Origin of the sequence: Delftia sp. DS1230, from assembly GCF_040112715.1 — a bacterium.
GTDB lineage: Bacteria > Pseudomonadota > Gammaproteobacteria > Burkholderiales > Burkholderiaceae_C > Comamonas > Comamonas tsuruhatensis.
The window spans coordinates 2739206-2756475 of sequence record NZ_CP157763.1 but is presented as its reverse complement, the minus strand read 5'-3'; the positions used below and the strand labels follow the sequence as shown (position 1 = coordinate 2756475).

General features: G+C 67.7%; 17 protein-coding genes. 10 read left to right on the top strand and 7 right to left on the bottom strand.

Going from position 1 to position 17270, the window contains the following annotated elements; all coding sequences use genetic code 11:
* Positions 1 to 91: 91 nt before the first annotated feature.
* Positions 92 to 871, bottom strand: coding sequence for an IclR family transcriptional regulator (locus tag AAN986_RS12310; protein WP_016447164.1), 780 nt, complete (start codon positions 869 to 871; stop codon positions 92 to 94).
* A gap of 236 nt (positions 872 to 1107) precedes the next feature.
* Here AAN986_RS12310 and AAN986_RS12305 point away from each other — a divergent pair, with 236 nt between their 5' ends.
* The 4 genes from AAN986_RS12305 (at position 1108) to AAN986_RS12290 (ending at position 4724) form a co-directional block, all read left to right on the top strand.
* Entirely contained in the window at positions 1108 to 1881 is a 774-nt protein-coding gene (locus tag AAN986_RS12305; protein WP_349335682.1) for an ABC transporter substrate-binding protein, read from the top strand.
* 88 nt (positions 1882 to 1969) lie between these two features.
* Positions 1970 to 2635 (top strand): ectoine/hydroxyectoine ABC transporter permease subunit EhuD, encoded by a 666-nt coding sequence (gene ehuD, locus AAN986_RS12300; protein WP_016451664.1) that lies wholly within the window; start codon positions 1970 to 1972, stop codon positions 2633 to 2635.
* Positions 2632 to 3387, top strand: coding sequence for an amino acid ABC transporter ATP-binding protein (locus tag AAN986_RS12295; RefSeq protein WP_349335681.1), 756 nt, complete (start codon positions 2632 to 2634; stop codon positions 3385 to 3387). Before ehuD ends, AAN986_RS12295 begins: the two co-directional genes overlap by 4 nt.
* Positions 3384 to 4724: an FAD-binding oxidoreductase gene (locus AAN986_RS12290; protein ID WP_349335680.1), complete on the top strand. Its 1341-nt coding sequence runs from the start codon at positions 3384 to 3386 to the stop codon at positions 4722 to 4724. The genes AAN986_RS12295 and AAN986_RS12290 overlap by 4 nt, the downstream gene beginning before the upstream one ends.
* Positions 4725 to 4744: 20 nt before the next feature.
* Here the strand turns inward: AAN986_RS12290 and AAN986_RS12285 are convergent, their stop codons facing one another.
* The 3 genes from AAN986_RS12285 to AAN986_RS12275 all read right to left on the bottom strand — a co-directional run bounded on the left by AAN986_RS12285 (position 4745) and on the right by AAN986_RS12275 (position 6600).
* A complete protein-coding gene (locus AAN986_RS12285) occupies positions 4745 to 5314 on the bottom strand; it encodes a flavodoxin family protein (RefSeq protein WP_046239827.1) in 570 nt (189 codons plus the stop codon).
* Between the two features lie 154 nt (positions 5315 to 5468).
* Positions 5469 to 5876, bottom strand: coding sequence for a DoxX family protein (locus AAN986_RS12280; RefSeq protein ID WP_016447170.1), 408 nt, complete (start codon positions 5874 to 5876; stop codon positions 5469 to 5471).
* 22 nt (positions 5877 to 5898) lie between these two features.
* Complete coding sequence (locus tag AAN986_RS12275; RefSeq protein ID WP_016451660.1) at positions 5899 to 6600, bottom strand: pirin family protein; 702 nt, start codon at positions 6598 to 6600, stop codon at positions 5899 to 5901.
* A 132-nt stretch (positions 6601 to 6732) separates the two neighbouring features.
* Between AAN986_RS12275 and AAN986_RS12270 the strand changes: the two genes are divergently transcribed.
* The 5 genes from AAN986_RS12270 to AAN986_RS12250 all read left to right on the top strand — a co-directional run bounded on the left by AAN986_RS12270 (position 6733) and on the right by AAN986_RS12250 (position 11815).
* On the top strand, positions 6733 to 7671 hold the full coding sequence (locus AAN986_RS12270; RefSeq protein ID WP_016447172.1) for a LysR family transcriptional regulator: 939 nt from the start codon (positions 6733 to 6735) through the stop codon (positions 7669 to 7671).
* Between the two features lie 134 nt (positions 7672 to 7805).
* Positions 7806 to 8933: an FAD-dependent oxidoreductase gene (locus tag AAN986_RS12265; protein ID WP_349335679.1), complete on the top strand. Its 1128-nt coding sequence runs from the start codon at positions 7806 to 7808 to the stop codon at positions 8931 to 8933.
* Between the two features lie 66 nt (positions 8934 to 8999).
* Positions 9000 to 9938: a tRNA glutamyl-Q(34) synthetase GluQRS gene (gene gluQRS / locus AAN986_RS12260; protein ID WP_047216994.1), complete on the top strand. Its 939-nt coding sequence runs from the start codon at positions 9000 to 9002 to the stop codon at positions 9936 to 9938.
* A 64-nt stretch (positions 9939 to 10002) separates the two neighbouring features.
* Complete coding sequence (gene trmB, locus AAN986_RS12255) at positions 10003 to 10758, top strand: tRNA (guanosine(46)-N7)-methyltransferase TrmB (protein WP_197065211.1); 756 nt, start codon at positions 10003 to 10005, stop codon at positions 10756 to 10758.
* A gap of 34 nt (positions 10759 to 10792) precedes the next feature.
* Entirely contained in the window at positions 10793 to 11815 is a 1023-nt protein-coding gene (locus tag AAN986_RS12250) for a GGDEF domain-containing protein (RefSeq protein WP_016447176.1), read from the top strand.
* Positions 11816 to 11842: 27 nt separating this feature from the next.
* Here AAN986_RS12250 and AAN986_RS12245 read toward each other — a convergent pair whose 3' ends face one another.
* From AAN986_RS12245 to alaS, 3 genes are all read right to left on the bottom strand, one after another.
* Entirely contained in the window at positions 11843 to 13093 is a 1251-nt protein-coding gene (locus tag AAN986_RS12245) for a GGDEF domain-containing protein (protein ID WP_047216993.1), read from the bottom strand.
* A gap of 9 nt (positions 13094 to 13102) precedes the next feature.
* Complete coding sequence (locus AAN986_RS12240) at positions 13103 to 14185, bottom strand: ABC transporter substrate-binding protein (RefSeq protein ID WP_016447178.1); 1083 nt, start codon at positions 14183 to 14185, stop codon at positions 13103 to 13105.
* 91 nt (positions 14186 to 14276) lie between these two features.
* Positions 14277 to 16901, bottom strand: coding sequence for an alanine--tRNA ligase (gene alaS, locus AAN986_RS12235; RefSeq protein WP_016447179.1), 2625 nt, complete (start codon positions 16899 to 16901; stop codon positions 14277 to 14279).
* Positions 16902 to 16984: 83 nt separating this feature from the next.
* Between alaS and AAN986_RS12230 the strand changes: the two genes are divergently transcribed.
* Positions 16985 to 17230 (top strand): hypothetical protein, encoded by a 246-nt coding sequence (locus AAN986_RS12230; RefSeq protein WP_156179747.1) that lies wholly within the window; start codon positions 16985 to 16987, stop codon positions 17228 to 17230.
* The last annotated feature ends 40 nt before the right edge of the window (positions 17231 to 17270 follow it).

The following is a 17270-nucleotide window of genomic DNA, read 5'->3' as shown; positions in this document are numbered from 1 at the left end:
CCCAGCCCTGACCTGAAGCCAGGGGCATGCACGCCACGCTTGCGGCGTGCACCACCAATGCGGCCGTACCGGCTGCAGCATCGGCTGCCGTTCAACCCAGAGCACGCACCGAGTTGCTGAGCGAGCGGGCGCAGGCCAGCAGCCCTGGGCCCAGGCGGGCCTGCGCCTCCTCCACCGTCCATCGGCTGGTCGGCGCGACGATGTGCACGGCGGCCACGGGACGGCCATGGCTGCCGATGACGGGCGCGCCCAGCGTCATGTCGCCCAGAAAGAGTTCCTCCCGGTTGACGGCATAGCCGCGCTGACGCGCCTGGGCCAGCTCATCGAGGATGGCGGCCTCGTCCGTGATGGTGAAACGTGTGTGCGCGGTCCGCTCGCTCTGGCGCAGCAGGGCCAGGGCTTCTTCATCGGGCAGTGCGCTCAGCCAAGCACGCCCCGAGGCAGTGCAGTACATGGGGATGCGGCTTCCAATGGGCATGTGCACCGGCACAAACTGGGCGCTGATGAAGCGTGCCACGTAGACCATCTCCAGCCCGTCGGGCTCGGTCAGGCAGGTGGTCTCGGTCGTGATCTTGGTCAGTTCCGAAAGATACGGATTGGCCAGGTCGATCACCGGGTTGGCCGCCAGGTAGTTGTAGCCCACGCGCATGACGCGCGGCGCGAGCTGGTAGCGCCGGGTTTGCGGATGCTTGCGGACGTAGCCCAGTTGCTCCAGCGTGAACACCATGCGTTGCGCCGAGCTTTTGTTGATGCCCGCAGCGGCGGCCACATCGGCCAGCGTCATGCTCCGGTGCTGCGCGCTGAAGGCGCAGAGCACGGCCAGGCCCTTCTCCAGCGACTGGTTGAACAGGGGGTTGGTGTCGTCATCCATCGGTGACGAAGCGGGTTGAGACGGTGCTTGCATGGCGGCAAGTATAGGCATCCACATCAAAAGAATCGCATATCGATTTCTTTGAATTACTTAGTGGTTTTCTCTTATTTCTTGAAGATTCATCCACATTGATCATTGGCACGGTTCCGAGAATTCTTCGCTGCAGGCGAGGGGCAGCCCCCAAGGTGACCTGTCCCTGCTCTTTCCTTCCGTCGTTCACGCCAAGGAGTCAGGCAATGCCAGGTTTTGTCCGCCGCGTCCTCCACCTCGCCTTGGGCCTGTGTGCCGCCGGCGCCGTCGCGCAGGCTGCGGCGCAAGGCGGCAGCGCCCCGGCCAGCTACAACGTGGGCGCCACGCCCACAGGCATTCCGTTCACCTTTCTGGACGTCAAGAGCAACAGCATCCAGGGCATGATGGTCGACACCATGCAGGCCGTGGCCAAGGCCGCAGGTTTCCAGGCCCATGTGCAGCAGACCAGCTTTGCGGCGCTGATCCCCTCGCTCACATCCAGCAAGATCGACATCATCTCGGCGGCCATGCTCAAGACCGCCGCACGCCAGCAGGTGGTCGATTTCAGCGATGCGGTCTACTCCTACGGCGAGGGCCTGATCGTCAAGGCCGACGATGCCAAGGCTTATGTGTCACTGGACGATCTCAAGGGCGAGGTCGTCGGTGCCCAGGTGGGCACGGTGTTCTACGACCTGCTGCAGAAAAAGGGCATCTTCAGGGAAGTGCGCAGCTACGACTCGGTAGCCGACATGACGCGCGACCTGGCGCTTGGCCGCATCAAGGCAGGGCTGGGTGACCAGCCCATCATTGCCTACCAGATACGCCAGCACAGCTTCCAGGGCGTGAAGCTGGCCGAAAGCTACAAGCCCTCCAACGTGGGGGATGTGTGCCTGGTGGTGCGCAAGGGTGACACCGAAACCCTGGCCCGCCTGAACAAGGCCATCGCCACCATCAAGGCAGACGGCACCCTGGCCCAGATCGTCAAGAAGTGGGGCATCTGAGGACATCGGACGCCCGTCGGATCGCCTCGCGCATCAACCCCCTTTGCCGCGCAATGCACGGCAATGACACCTTCGAGGAAAGTACGCCATGCAAGCATTTGTGCAGCACGCGCGAGAGTTCCTGCCCATCCTGCTGCAAGGAGCGGTGGTCACGGTGCAGGTCACCGCGCTGTCGTTCCTGTTGTCCAGCGCGATCGGACTGGTGCTGGCGCTGGGCAAGCTCTCACCCGTGCGCGCCGTCTCGTGGGCCGCGTCGACCGTGGTCAATGTGATACGGGGCCTGCCCATCATCGTGCAGCTGTTCTACATCTACTTCGTGCTGCCCGAGGTCGGCATCCAGCTCACCGCCTTCCAGGCCGGGGTGATCGGCCTGGGCATTGCCTATTCGGCCTATCAGGCAGAAAACTTCCGCGCCGGCATCGAGGCGGTGGACCCAGGCCAGCGGGAAGCCGCATTGGCCATGGGCATGCGACCGGCCCTGCTCATGCGCCGCGTGGTGCTGCCGCAGGCATTCCGCATAGCGCTGCCGCCCTACGGCAACACCCTGGTGATGATGCTCAAGGACTCGTCCCTGGTCTCCACCATCACCGTGGCCGAGATGACGCGCCAGGGCCAGCTGATCGCAGCGTCCACCTTCCAGAACATGACGGTCTACACCCTGGTCGCCCTGCTCTACCTGGCCATGAGCCTGCCGCTGGTATGGGGGCTCAGGCGTCTGGAGAAGCGCTTTGGAGCGGGAAGGAAGTCGCCATGATCGAGATCGATCACCTGGAAAAGGCCTACGGCGAGCATCGCGTGCTGCGGGGCGTCAACCTGCGCGTGGCACGTGGAGAGGTGGTGTGTCTGATCGGCCCTTCGGGATCAGGCAAGTCCACGGTGCTGCGCTGCATCAACGGCCTGGAGTCGTACCAGGGCGGCGAGGTGCGCGCCTTCGGTGAGCGCGTGGACACACGCGCGCCGTCCATCCACGCGCTGCGCAGCCGCATGGGCATGGTCTTCCAGCGCTTCAACCTCTTCCCGCACCGCACCGTGGTGCAGAACGTGATGGAAGGCCCCATCCATGTGAAGGGCCAAGCGCCCGGCCAGGCCCATGCCGAGGCATTGGAGCTGCTGCGCAAGGTAGGTCTGGCAGACAAGGCACAGGCTTGGCCCGCACAGCTTTCGGGCGGGCAGCAGCAGCGGGTGGCCATTGCCCGCGCCCTGGCCATGAAGCCAGAGGCCATGCTGTTCGACGAACCCACTTCGGCCCTGGACCCCGAGCTGGTAGGCGACGTGCTGGGCGTGATGCGCCAGCTGGCCGAAGAAGGCATGACGATGATCGTGGTCACGCACGAGATGGCCTTTGCTCGCGAGGTGGCCGACCGCGTGTGCTTTCTGCACGGCGGCACCATCGTGGAGGCAGGCCCTTCGGCCCAGGTGCTGGGCGCACCGCGCCATGCACGCACGCAGGACTTCCTGCGGCGCGTGCTGCACCAGCACTGTGCGCCATCACAAGGTGCGGCATGACGATGGCAGCTACCGCCTCCATCGCATCGTCTTCGTCGGTACGCCCCGTGCTGTCGCACCCGTCAGCGCCATCGCTGTGGGCGGCCACTGCACCCGCCGCACCGCCCACGCCACCGCTGGCGGCAGCGCTGACCACCACCGACGTGCTGGTGATCGGCGCGGGATATACCGGCCTGTCGGCAGCACTGCATCTGGCCGAAAGCGGCGCCAGCGTGTGCGTGCTTGACGCCCATGCTCCCGGCTGGGGCGCGTCGGGCCGCAACGGCGGCCAGGTGAACCCCACCCTCAAGTACGACCCCGACGAACTGCAGCGCATCCACGGTGCCGCTCTTGGCGAGCGGCTGATCGACGCCGTCTCCCGCTCGGCCGACCTTGTGTACGGGTTGATCGAACGCCACGACATCGACTGTGCGCCCGTGCGCGCCGGCTGGCTGCAGGTCGGATACACCCAGCAGGCGGTGGACGGCATGCATGCGCGCGCCCGGCAGTGGGAGCGGCGCGGCGTGCGCGTGGAACTGCTGGACCGCACTGCCACGGCAGCACGCACCGGCACGCCCGCGTTTGCCGGCGGCTGGCTGGACGGCCGCGCCGGCGCCATACAGCCCCTGGCCTACGTGCGCGGACTGGTGCGCGCCGCACAGACCCTGGGCGCGCAGGTCCACAGCGGATCGCCCGTGCTGGCACTGGAGCGACAGGGCACGGACCATTGGACCGCCACCACGGCCCAGGGTCAACGCATACAGGCCAGGCAGGTGCTGCTGGCCACCAACGGCTATACCGATGGTCTGTGGCCTGGCCTGGCGCGCACGGTACTGGCAGCCAACAGCTTCATCGTGGCCACGCAGCCCCTGGGCAAGGCGGGCGCGCACATCCTGCCCGGGGGCGAGACAGGCTCGACCTCGCAGCGCCTGCTGCTGTACTTTCGCAAGGACGCACAAGGCCGTCTGCTCATGGGCGGGCGCGGACATTTTGCGGACCCGCAGGGTGCAGGCGACTATGCCCACCTGGAACGCGCCGTGGCGCTGATGTTCCCCGGACTGGGCCCCCTCCAATACGAGTACCGCTGGGCAGGGCGCATCGCCGTCACACGCGACTTCATGCCCCACCTGCACCAGCCTGCCCCCGGCATCACCATGGCCCTGGGCTACAACGGCCGCGGCATTGCCATGGCTACCCTGCTGGGGCGGGAGGCGGCCGCGCTGATGGCCGGCGGAAATGCGCCGGCCTGCCCCTTTCCGGTAACGCCGGTTCAGCCGATACCGCTGCATGGGTTGCAACGGTTGTACATAGCGGCAGGGGTGGCTTGGTACAGCCTGCTGGACCGGCTGGGTGCGTGAGGTTCAGTGGAGCCGGCCGATCAAGCCGCGCCGGCCTGGCGCACCAGCCGCAGCGCCTGCTGCGCCACGCGCTCGCCGAACAGGCGCGCGGTCTCCAGGTCGCCCGGCAGCATCTCGGCGGCCGAGGCATCCGAGGCCGATTGCGCCATGGCGCCGCTGAAGGCGCCTATCCAGTTGAGGTCGTTGCGCTGCGCGGCGCGCGCGTTGGACGGCAGCATGCCGCTGCCCACCCACAGCCCGCCGTGCTGCATGGCCAGCTGGAACAGATAGTCCAGCGTGGTCTGCTTGTTGCCGTTGACGCTGGCACTGTTGGTGAAGCCGGCGAACAGCTTGTCCTTCCAGGCCTGCACGAACCACGGCTTGGACGAGGCATCGGCAAAGCGCTTGAACTGCCAGCTGGGCCCGCCCATGTAGGTGGGCGAGCCGAAGATGATGGCATCTGCCGCCGCCAGCAGCTCCCAGCCGCCGGCAGGCAGCTGGCCGTCGCTGTCTATGGCCAGCATGCGCGCACCCGCGCCATCGGCCACGGCCTGGGCCATGCGCTGGGTGTGCCCGTAACCCGAGTGGTAGACCACCACGATATCTGCCATACAAGAAATCCTCGGGCGCCGGCCACGGCTCCAGGCCGGCAGGCGCCACATTCATCGATCATCCACGCCAAAAGGCCCCACAGCGCTGCTGCGGGGCCCACTCAGGCCGGTAGCCTAACAAAAATAAAGGAGCTGGCGGCAGTGCGCGGGCCACTCAATGGCGCCGTGCATCCACACTCCAGCCACCGGCGCCATGGGCGGCAAAGCCCAGCAGGCCGCCCGTGACGGCGATGTTCTTCCAGAACAGCAGCTGCTGCATCATGGCCGCGTCAGCCGGCACGCTCCAGTAGGCATGGAAGAAGAAGCTGGCCACCAGCGTGAAGAAGGCCAGCGCCAGGGCCGCCCAGCGCGTGCACCAGCCCAGCAGCAGGGCCAGCCCGCCGACGATCTCCACCACCAGGGCCACGGCCACGCCGATCTGCGGCATGGGCATGCCCACCGAGGCCGCATAGCCCACCGTGCCGGCGAAGCCTCCGATTTTCTGAAAGCCCGCAGGCACGAACATCAGCGCGATCAGGATGCGGCCGGCCAGCGCCAGCGGGTTGCTCAGACGGTTCAGCATGATGGTTACTCCTCGTGAATGCTCAGGCTTGCAGATCGAACACCAGGACCTCGGACTGTTCCCCGTCGTGCAGGCGCAGTCGCGGTTCATTCTCCACAAGGGCCGCATCGCCCGTTGTCAGCCGTTGCCCATTGACGCTCAGCGCGCCGCGCACCAGATGCACATAGGTTTTGCGGCCGGGGGGCAGCTCCATTTCGGCGTGCTCATCGCCGTCGAACAGGCCGGCATAGAGCCGGGCATCGGCATGGACGGTGACCGAGCCATCCGCGCCATCGGGCGAGGCCACCAGGCGCAGGCGGCCGCGCTTTTCCTCGTCGGCAAAGGCTTTCTGCGCATAGCCGGGCGCAATGCCCGTCTCGCTGGGCAGCAGCCAGATCTGCAGGAAATGCGTGGTCTGGCCTGGTGCGTGGTTGTGCTCGCTGTGCACCACGCCCGAGCCGGCGCTCATGCGCTGCACCTCTCCCGGCGAGATGGTCTGCTCATTGCCCATGCTGTCCTTGTGCGAGAGCCGGCCTTCGAGCACGTAGCTGATGATCTCCATGTCCTTGTGGCCATGGGCGCCAAAGCCCGTGCCCGGGGCGATATGGTCTTCATTGATCACGCGCAGGTTGCCAAAGCCCATGTGGCGCGGATCGTGATAGCCCGCAAACGAGAAGCTGTGGTGCGAGCGCAGCCAGCCGTGGTCGGCATGGCCGCGTTCGCGGGATTTGCGCAGGGCGATCATGTGTATGTCCCTTTCAACTGGTCAGATCTTCAAAACTCTTGCGTCGGTGGCTCCACTGTAGAAGCCGCTGTAGCAGGCCAGGCACAGCGGGATTGATGGCATCATTCAAAGCTTTTGAATCCATAACGCCCCATGCCCAGCCCCCGCGACGTGCTCACTCCCGACAGCCTGGCCATGCTCCAGGCCATTGCCGAGGCCGGCAGCTTTGCCGCCGCCGCACGCCAGCTGGGCCTGGTGCCAAGTGCCCTGACCTACCGCGTGCGCCAGATCGAGGATGCGCTGGACGTGCTGCTGTTCGACCGCCGCTCGCGCCACGCCCAGCCCACCGAGGCCGGCCGGGAACTGCTGCGCGAAGGCACCCGGCTGCTGCATGAGATCGACACCGTGGCCCACCGCGTGCGCCGTGTGGCCACGGGCTGGGAGCCGCATCTGACCATCGTGGTGGACGGCGCCGTGGCGCGCACGCCCATGCTGGAACTGGTCGAGGCCTTCTACGCCATGCAGCCGCCCACGCGGCTGAAGCTGCGCGACGGCATCCTCACCGGCACGCTGGAGACGCTGACCTCGGGCCGCGCCGACCTGGCCATCGGCGTGGCCGTCAACTCCAGCAACGTGGCAGGCCTGCAGGCCTGCGAGCTGGGCGAGCTGGACTTCGTCTTTGCCGTGGCGCCCCACCATCCGCTGGCCACGGCGCCCGAGCCCATCACCGACGCGACGCTGCTGCAGCACCGCATCATCGCCGTGGCCGATTCAGGCCTGCGCGACAGCGCCAGCATGGGCCTGCTCAGCGGCCAGGACATCTTCACCGTGGACTCCATGCAGGCCAAGATCGAGGCCCAGGTGCGCGGCATAGGCTGCGGCTTCCTGCCCCATTTCATGGCCGACGTCTATGTGCAGGCCGGCCTGCTGGTAACGCGCCAGGTCGCCCGGCCCTCGCGCAATGTGCGCATGCACTACGCATGGTCCTGCCCGCCGCAGCAGGACCCGCCGCGCGCGCTGCAGTGGTGGCTGCAGCAGCTGGAAAGCCCCGCCACGCGCCGCGCTCTCATGGAAAATCATCACCGACATTGAGTTGGCGCACGCCGCCGGGCGGTCTGTGCGGGTGTAGAGTGGTTACAGGTCCCGGCCTGCTCCGCCGCTGCGGCGAAGCAGGCCGGCAAGGACATGCTTCCCGGAATCTGCCACTGCCCGCAAAGGTCTGCTCCATGAACGCTTCCCGCGCCGCCTCCAAGTCCACGGTCAAGAAAAAGGCCACCAAGCCCCCCGAAGCCTCCAAGGCGCGCCCCAAGGCCGGCGCGCGCCGCATCGCCGTGATCGGTGCCGGCATGGCGGGCCTGGCCTGCGCCCGCACGCTGATGCAGGCCGGCGACGATGTCCATGTCTACGAACGGCTGCCCCAGGTGGGCGGGCGCATGCGCTCGGTCAACGCCGCGCATGGCGCCTTCGACATCGGCGCGCAGTATTTCACCGTGCGCGACAAGCGCTTCGAGCTGGCCCTGCAGACCGTGCCCGGCCTGTGCCGCCCCTGGAGCGTGAGCACGCTGCGCGTGCTGGATGCGCAGGGTCGCCAGTCCAGCGCCGCACCCGCACCCACCGAGGCCCATTGGGTGGCCACGCCCGACATGCAGGCCCTGCCCATGGCCTGGGCCGCGCCGCTGTGGGACGCCGACCGCCTGCATCTGGGCCAGCGCGTGACCAAGCTCGAACGCCAGCCCGGATCGCGCGGCTGGAGCCTGCATGTGGAGACGACCGAGCCGACCACGCAGATCCGCACCGGATTCGATGAAGTGATACTCGCCCTGCCCGCGCCCCAGGCGCGCCAGCTGCTGCAGACCACGCCCCTGGCCCTGTCGCTGGTGCAGGGCATGGCGGCCGTGGAGATGGCACCGTGCTGGGCGCTGACGCTGTCCTATCCCATGGCCACCGAGGCCGGCCTGTCCACCCTGGGCCCACAGTGGAATGCAGCCCGTACCACCCATGAGCGTGCGGTCTGGGTGGCGCGCGAATCGTCCAAGCCGGGACGCTCCCAGAGCGAGCGATGGACCGTGCTGGCCAGCCCCCAATGGTCCCAGGAGCACCGCTCCGACGACGCGCCCCGCGTGCTGGCCAAGATGCAGAAGGCCTTTGGCGAGATCACGCGCATCCGCATCCCCCCCCGCCATGCCAGCGTCTATCTCTGGCCCCATGCCCAGACCCTGTCGCCGCTGGGCAGCAGCCATTTGCGCAACAAGGACGCCGGCCTGGGCCTGTGCGGCGACTGGTGCATTGGCCGCCGTGTCGAGGATGCCTTCGTCTCGGGGCTGGAGATGGCGCTGGCCATGGTTGCGGACTGAGCCGAGGCAGTGTCCGGCTCCCAGGTCATGGCAAGGGGCGGCGCGAGGCTTTAACATCCGGCCCCGATGATTTGCGCCGTCCCTCAGTCCCCCGATCCCGGCATTGCCACCGCGGCCTCCCCCTATGTGGGCCGCTTTGCGCCCTCGCCCACGGGCCTGCTGCACGCAGGCTCCCTGGTGGCAGCGCTGGCCAGTTGGCTGGATGCCCGGGCCCACGGCGGGCGCTGGCTGGTGCGCATCGAGGACATAGATCCCCCGCGCTGCCAGCCCGGTGCCGACATGGCCATCCTGGGCCAGCTCGCCGCCTGCGGCCTGCTGCCCGACGAGGAGCCGGTCTGGCAATCCCGCCGCGGCGCCCTCTACGAGGCCGCTGTGGAGCAGCTCAAGGCCAGCGGCCTGGCCTATCCCTGCGGCTGCACACGCAAGGACATCGAGGCCGCCTGGGACCATCTGGGCTGGATCCATGAACGCCATGTGGAGCGCCCCTACCCCGGCACCTGCCGCGACGGCCTGCATGGCAAGAGCCCCCGCGCCTGGCGCTTTGCGCTGGACCACTTTGCCGGCCGCCACCCCGTGCTGCACTGGCTGGACCGCCGCATGGGCGCACAGCAGCAGGACGTGACCCACAGCGTCGGCGACTTCGTGCTGCGCCGGGCCGATGGCCTGTGGGCCTATCAGCTGGCCGTGGTCGTCGATGACGGCCTGCAGGGCGTCACCCATGTGGTGCGCGGCGCCGACCTCGCCGACAATACGCCCCGCCAGATGCTGCTGCAGCGCGCCCTGGGCCTGCCCGCCCCGCAGTACCTGCATACGCCGCTGGTGCTCATGCCTGACGGCGAGAAACTTTCCAAGCAGCACGGCGCCCCCGCCCTGGACCTGAGCGTCCCCCTGGCCACGCTTCGCACCGCCGCCACCCACCTGGGCCTGCCCCAGCCTTCTCCACAGACCGCATTGGGCGAAGCGCTGCAGTTCTGGGTACGGAGCTGGCGCCATACATACAATTGAGCCCGTGAACCCAATTCCTTCCTCCCACGCCGAGCAGTCCATGGACGGCGACATCCCGAACACCATGCCCGCTGCCTCCGGCACGCCGCATGATTGCCCTTCACCCTCCACGCCTGCGGCCGCGCGTACCGGCCAGCCGCCCGAGGGCGTGGCCCATCCCAAGACCATCAAAAGCTATGTGCGCCGCGCCGGCCGCACCACGACCGGCCAGGCCAAGGCCTTTGAGGAACTGGGCCCGCGCTTCGTGCTCAACTACCAGGCCGCGCCGCTGGACGCAGCAGCCACCTATGGCCGCCAGGGCCGGCTGATCCTGGAGATCGGCTTCGGCATGGGCGAGGCCACGGCACACATTGCGCGCGTGCGCCCCGACGACAACTTCCTTTGCTGCGAGGTGCACGAGCCTGGCGTGGGCGCCCTGCTCAAGCGCATTGGCGAGCAGGACATCACCAACATCCGCATCCTGCAGCACGACGCCGTCGAAGTCATAGACAACATGCTGCCCGAGGCCAGCCTCGACGGCGTGCACATCTTCTTTCCCGATCCCTGGCACAAGAAGAAGCACAACAAGCGCCGCCTGATCCAGGAGCCGCTGGTGGCCAAGCTGGCGCGCCGGCTGCGCCCCGGTGGCTACATCCACTGCGCCACCGACTGGGAACCCTACGCAGTGCAGATGCTGGAAGTGCTGGGCGCCGAGCCCCTGCTGGCCAACACGGCACAAGGCTATGCCGCCAAGCCCGACTACCGGCCGCTGACCAAGTTCGAGAACCGCGGCATCCGCCTGGGCCACGGCGTATGGGATCTGGTGTTTGAGCGCCGCTGAGCCGGTCGCGCCCTCCTCCAAGACAAGGCCTCGCATGCAGCCATTGCTACAGAATCTGGTCGAGATGACGGCCCACCGGGACCATCTGCGATTGGAAATCTCGGTGCTGTCCACCTTGTTCAAGCTCAACGGCGTGGTGCAGGTGCGGGCGCTGGAGCTGTTCGCCATGCCTGACGGCAGGCACTGCGTGCGTGCGCGCACCTGGAGCCAGGGCGATGAGGTCATGTCCACCGATGCCGAGGCCCTGTACGACCCGCAGAGCGTGGAGCTGTCCTCCATGCCCTCGCTGCAGCAGGCCCTGCAGCAGCGCGCCCTGGTCGCCTCGGCCGTGCAGCCCGATGGCCGCCATGTGCTGTGGCTGCCGCTGTGGCGCCAGGAGACGGCCTACCACTGCCTGGAGATTGCCCAGTCCACGGCCTTCTCGCCCAGCCGGCTGGATGTGATCCAAGGCATCTTCGGCGTCTATCACAACTACCAGAGCCTGCTGGACTACAGCGAGCGCGACGCGCTGACCGGCCTGCTCAACCGCAAGACCTTCGACGAGCAGTTCCTGCGCCTGTCTCTGCAGGAGCCGCCGGCAGCCATGCCTGGCGTGGCCACGCAAGATGTTCCGGGCCAGTGGCTGGCCGCCATCGACATCGACCATTTCAAGCGCATCAACGACCGCTTCGGCCATCTGTATGGCGACGAGGTGCTGATCCTGGTGGCCAACATCCTGCGCAGCTGCTTCGATGCCAAGGACCGCGTATTCCGCTTCGGCGGAGAGGAGTTCGTGGTGCTGCTGCGCTCGGTCAGCCTGGCCAATGCGCGCAAGGCGCTGGAGCGCCTGCGCCACGATGTGGAGAGCTACGAGTTTCCCCAGGTCGGCCGCATCACCGTGAGCGCGGGATTTGCCGCCATGGGCACGGGCGCGCCCGTGGAGGTTCTGGGGCATGCCGACCAGGCGCTCTACCACGCCAAGGAACATGGCCGCAACCAGACCTGGTACTACGGCGACCTGATCACCCAGGGATTGCTGGCACCACAGGTGAACAGCAACGACATCGAACTGTTCTGAGCCCGACCTGAGGTCAGGCCGGGTCGGTCAGGCCGTGTCGGCCACGCGCACGCAGTCGCGCCCGGCGTGCTTAGCCTCGTAGAGCATGGCATCGGCACGCTGCAGCAGTTGCTGCACGCCCTCGCCGCCACGCAATTGGGCCACGCCAAAGCTGGCCGTCAGCATCAGATCCAGCCCGTGGACATGCACGGGCGTGGTGCGCACGGTCTCGCGCAGTTGACCGGCCAGTGCCCCGGCCCGGGCCGCAGCGACACCAGGGATCACGATCAGGAACTCCTCCCCGCCGTAGCGCGCCATCCAGTGCGCCGACGAATCCAGCTCCAGCGCACGCTGGCAGCGCAGCGCCACCTCGCGCAGCGCGGCGTCGCCAGCGGCATGGCCGTGCCTGTCGTTCACCCGCTTGAAGTGGTCCACGTCCACGAACATCACGCTCAGCGCCGCGCCCCGGTCCCGGCTCTGGACGACCTCGGTCGCCAGGCGCTCGTCCATGGCGCGCCGGTTGAGGCAGCCGGTCAGCGCGTCGGTCAGCGACATGCGCTTGACCTCTTCCACCAGCTCCTGCAGTTGCCCGGTGCGCTGGGCCACCAGCAGGTCCAGATGCTCGATGTGGCCGCGCAGGTCATGCTGCAGCTGGGCAAAGCCCTGCACCACCAGATCGATCTCGTCGTGCTGGCCGCGCCGGGTCCGCTCCAGCACCAGTGGCCGCGACAGCTCGTTGGGCTTGAGGCTGGCCGCAAAGCCTGCAATCTGCTGCAGCGGCTGGCGAAGTTCGCGGCGCATCACCCAGGCCACCATCAGGCAGACCAGGGCCGTGAACAGCGCGTAGCCCAGCAGCACGCGCAGCGTGGAGTCGCGCAGCACCTCCAGGTAGTGGCCCCGGTTTTCCCAGACCTGCAACTCACCCAGCGGCAAGCTGGACTGGCTGTGCCTGGGCGCCGCAATGGCCATGGACACGGCGGGGGCCTGGCCATCCCTGGGCTCGCCGGCCTCGTACATCTCGCCCGTGGAGGTGACGCGCAGCTGCACATGGCCGACCAGGGGCAGCCGGCCCAGCCACTGCACCTGCTCGTGCACCAGGGCAGGCTCTATATCCCACAGCGCTGCCGACAGCGAGATCATGCTGTTGGTCACCACCGTCTCCATGGAACGGCGAAACTCCTGCTGCCCCTTGCGGTACTCCCACCAGGCGTGGGCACCGCCGAACACCAGCATGCAGGCCACGGCCAGCAGCATGATGCGCACAATCAGCAAGGAGGCGATCGAACGGAAGCGGGGCATGGAAGGCGCTCAGCGCAGCAGGTGCTTCAACTCGAATCCGTAGCGCCGCAGCCGGGGATTGAGGTGCTTGCTGTAGCTGCGAAAGTCCAGCGGAGCCAGGGGCGCGCTGATCCTGTGCTCGTAGCGGTCGATCTGGGACTTGTCCAGCAAGGCGAACATGGGCCGCACCTGCTCCAGCCCTTCGGTGGCGAAATCGCTGCCGTGCGCATGGTCGTACAGCATGACCAGAGCCCAGGCGCCCGTGAGGAAATGGCCGCCCGCCAATGCGCTCAGCTCGCCCGTGCGCAGCGCCGTCATGGCGGCGGCCGATGAATTGATGGCACTGAAGAAGGCATCGTGCCCGGGCGCTCCCCCGCGCGCGCGCCAGGCCTGCATGGCGCCAAAGGCCATCTCGTCGTTGCCGGCCCACACCAGGCGCACTTCGGGATAGCGCTGGAACAGCACGGCCGCCTGCTGCTCGGCGCGTTCCCGGCGCCATTCGCCAAAGACTTCCTGCTGCAGCACCACGTCGCCGGCCTCGGCCGCTGCGCGGCGCATGCCGGCATTGCGCTCCACCGACGAGGGCGTGGAGCGGTCGCCGGCAATGGCCACCATGTGCAGCCGGCCATCGGCCGCACGCGCGTGGCCCGACGCCCGCGCGGCGGCGAACAAGGCCTTGGCCGTGAGGTAGCCGGCCTCTTCGGCGCCCGGCTCCAGGCTGCCCAGCCAGTGGCGATAGCGCTCCCGCGCCACGCCGGTCTGGCCACGCAATGTCTCGGGCACGCCACTGAAGGCCATGAAGCTGTCTATGCCTGCCGCCTCCAGCGTGCGCAGGATTTCGGGCGCCACGCTGTAGTCGTTGGTGAACATCACGTAGCGGGGCCGCTGCGCCTTGGGCAGGGCCGCGATCTGCCGCGCGATCTCGATGGGGCGCAGGTGGTCGCGCTGCGCATAGCGCACCTGCAGCTGCATGCCCAGGCTGCTGGCCGCGTCCTGCATGGCCTCGCTGACCGTGGTCCAGTAGCGCTCGTCGGACCGGCCGGGGTTGATGAAGACCACGCTTTGCGCGGCGGCAGCGGCCGATTGCGCCACCACGCCCATCACGCACGCCATGCGCAGCGCCCACGGCAAGACGCCCCGGTGGAGGAATCCACCGGGGCGTCCCGAAGCGGGAGCAGCAGCAATCATCTGCCGCGCAGCTGGATCAGGCGCGCTCTGCCACCCAGGCCTGCACGGCGGCCAGCGCGGCCGGCAGGCCCGCTGCATCCGTGCCACCGGCCATGGCCATGTCGGGCTTGCCGCCGCCCTTGCCGCCGACCTGGCTGGCCACGAAGTTCACCAGCTCGCCAGCCTTGATGCGCGAGGTCTCGGCCTTGGTCACGCCGGCAGCCAGCTGCACCTTGTCGCCATCGACCGCCGCCAGCACGATGGCGGCGGCGCCCAGCTTGTCCTTGAGCTTGTCCATGGTCTCGCGCAGGGTCTTGGCATCGGCGCCTTCCAGCCTGGCGGCCAGCACCTTGATGCCCTTGACGTCGACGGCCTGACCGGCCAGTTCGTCGCCCTGGCTGGAAGCGAGCTTGCCCTTGAGCGCAGCCACTTCCTTCTCCAGCGCACGGATCTGCTCCAGCGCGCCGCCGATGCGGGTGTTCAGCTCGGCCGTCGGCGCCTTCAGCGCGGCGGCCGCCTGGTCCACCGTGGATTCCAGCGATTGCAGGTAGGCCAGCGCGTTCTCGCCGGTCACCGCCTCGATGCGGCGCACGCCAGCGGCCACGCCGCCTTCGCCCACCACCTTGAACAGGCCGATGTCGCCCGTGCGCTGCACGTGGGTGCCGCCGCACAGCTCGCGGCTGGTGCCGATGTCCAGCACGCGCACGGAGTCGCCGTACTTCTCGCCGAACAGCATCATGGCGCCCGTGGCCTTGGCCGATTCGATGTCCATCACCCGCGCGTCGGTGGGCGTGTTGGCCAGGATCTCGGCGTTCACGCGGCGCTCGATCTCGCGGATCTCGGCAGCGGTCACGGCCTGGTTGTGGGCAAAGTCGAAGCGCGTGCGCTCGGCGTTGACCAGCGAGCCCTTTTGCTGCACGTGGTCGCCCAGCACTTCGCGCAGGGCCTTGTGCATGATGTGCGTGACCGAGTGGTTGCGCATGGTGGCGGCACGCAGCTGCGTGTCCACCTCGGCCTGCACGGCATCGCCCACCTTCAGGCTGCCGGACTCCAGCACGCCATGGTGGCCGAACACATCGGCCTTGATCTTGAGCGTGTCCTCGACCGCGAAGCGCGCGCCTGCGGTGCTGATCACGCCCTGGTCGCCCACCTGGCCGCCGGACTCGGCGTAGAAGGGTGTGGTGTCGAGCACGACCACGCCGCTCTGGCCGGCCTTGAGTTCCTGCACGGCGCTGCCTTCGGCATACAGCGCGACCACCTTGGCGGCCTCGGCCAGCTTCTGGTAGCCGGTGAAGGCATTGGCCTGGCCCGTGTACTCGAGGGCGCGGTCCATCTTGAACTTGCCAGCCGCGCGGGCCTTGTTCTTCTGTTCTTCCATGGCGGCCTGAAAGCCTGCCTCGTCCACGCCCAGGCCACGCTCGCGGCAGACGTCGTTGGTCAGGTCCAGCGGGAAGCCGTAGGTGTCGTGCAGCTTGAAGGCCACGTCGCCGGGCAGCACCTTGGCGCCACCGGCCAGCGCCGCATCCAGGATTTCCATGCCGTTGGCCAGGGTCTCGAAGAAGCGTTCTTCCTCGACCTTGAGCACTTCGGTGATGCGCGCTTCCTGCTCGCGGATCTTGGGATAGGCGTCGCCCATCACGGCCACGAGGTCCTTGACCAGCTTGTGGAAGAACGGAGTCTTCTGGCCCAGCTTGTAGCCGTGGCGGATGGCGCGGCGCACGATGCGGCGCTGCACGTAGCCCCGGCCTTCGTTGGACGGGATCACGCCGTCGGCCACCAGGAAGGAGGTGGCGCGGATGTGGTCGGCAATGACCTTGAGCGACGGGGTCTCGAGGTCGGCAATGTGCGTCTCGCGCGCAGCCGCCTTGATCAGTGCCTGGAACAGGTCGATCTCGTAGTTGCTGTGCACATGCTGCAGGATGGCGGCCAGGCGCTCCAGGCCCATGCCGGTATCCACGCAGGGGGCGGGCAGCGGCTTGACGTTGCCCTGCTCGTCCATGTCGAACTGCATGAACACGTTGTTCCAGATCTCGATGAAGCGGTCGCCGTCTTCGTCAGGGCTGCCCGGAGGGCCGCCGGCCACGTGCGCGCCGTGGTCGTAGAAGATTTCCGAGCAGGGGCCGCAGGGGCCGGTGTCGGCCATCATCCAGAAGTTGTCGCTCTTGTAGCGGCCGCCCTTGTTGTCGCCGATGCGGATCACGCGCTCGGGAGGCAGGCCGATTTCCTTGGTCCAGATGTCGTAGGCCTCGTCGTCCTCGGCGTAGACCGTGGCCAGCAGGCGCTCCTTGGGCAGCTTGTAGACCTCGGTCAGCAGTTCCCAGGCCCACTTGAGCGACTCGCGCTTGAAGTAGTCGCCAAAGGACCAGTTGCCCAGCATCTCGAAGAAGGTGTGGTGGCGGGCCGTGTAGCCCACGTTTTCCAGGTCGTTGTGCTTGCCGCCTGCGCGCAGGCAGGTCTGCACCGAGGTGGCACGCGTGTAGGGGCGCTTGTCGGTACCCAGGAACACGTCCTTGAACTGGACCATGCCCGAGTTGGTGAACATCAGCGTCGGGTCGTTGCCGGGCACCAGGGGGCTCGACTCCACGATGGTGTGGCCCTTGGATGCGAAAAAGTCCAGAAAGCTCTTGCGAATGTCGGCAACGGTGAAAGTGGGTGTGCTCATGGTGTCTAGGAGTTCGGAGCGCGCACGCGGGGCGCTGTCCCTGGCGGGAGGGTGTCCCGTCGGGACCAACGCGCATTATAGGTTTGCCCCATCGTCGCGGCAGCGAGCCCTGCCTAGCCTCCATCACGCACGTGGCCAAAGAAGGCCTCTCCTCCCATCTGCCCGCCCTTGAGCACGATCTCCAGCCCGCCGCGCTGGCCGGTCCGCGGCGCCTGCAGCTGTGGGTGGCGCCCCATCCGAGCCGCAGGGCCGACATTCTTGCGCTGGAGAAATGGCTGATGCAGGAGATGGGGGAGATGGCTAGCACAGGCGATCTCGCCGTTCCCTGATCCCGCTCAGACTGCGCGCGATGGGCGCCCTGGATAATCG